At 68.0% G+C, this 631-nt stretch carries 1 pseudogene; it reads left to right on the forward strand.

Annotated elements, in window-relative coordinates:
• Positions 1–631 (forward strand): annotated as a pseudogene (locus tag HV824_RS36000) (AMP-binding protein); the annotation flags it as partial.

A 631-nucleotide genomic window follows, 5' to 3' on the forward strand; every position in this document is an offset into this window, starting at 1 on the left:
CCATCGGCCGGCCGGTGAAGAACACGGTGGCGTACGTGCTGGACGGTGGGATGCGCCCGGTGCCAGTGGGCGTACCGGGCGAGCTGTACGTGGGCGGAGACGGGTTGGCGGTGGGGTACGTGGGGCGCCCGGAGTTGACGGCGGAGCGCTTCGTGCCGAGTCCATACGGCGATGGAGAGCGGCTGTACCGAACGGGCGACGTGGTGCGGTGGCTGAGGAACGGGACGTTGGAGTTCCTGGGCCGAGCGGACACGCAGGTGAAGGTGCGTGGCTACCGAATCGAGCTGGGCGAAGTGGAAGCGGCGCTGGCCCAGCACGGTGGCGTCAACGAAGCCGTCGTGGTGGCTCGCGAGGACGGGAATGAAGGCAAGCGGTTGGTGGCCTACGTCACGGCGCAGGAAGGCGCCTTGCTGGACGCGGGTGCGCTGAGAAGCCACGTGAAGCAGCGGCTGCCGGAGTACATGGTGCCGTCTGTGTACGTGGTGCTGGAGGCGCTGCCGTTGACGCCCAACGGCAAGGTAGACCGCAAGGCACTGCCAGCCCCGGATGCACAAGGTCCGAAGACGGCGCACTTCGAGGCGCCTCGGACCGCGACCGAACAGAAGCTGGCGTCCATCTTCACCGAGGTGCT

This window comes from Myxococcus sp. AM009, assembly GCF_013372605.1.
GTDB lineage: Bacteria > Myxococcota > Myxococcia > Myxococcales > Myxococcaceae > Myxococcus > Myxococcus vastator.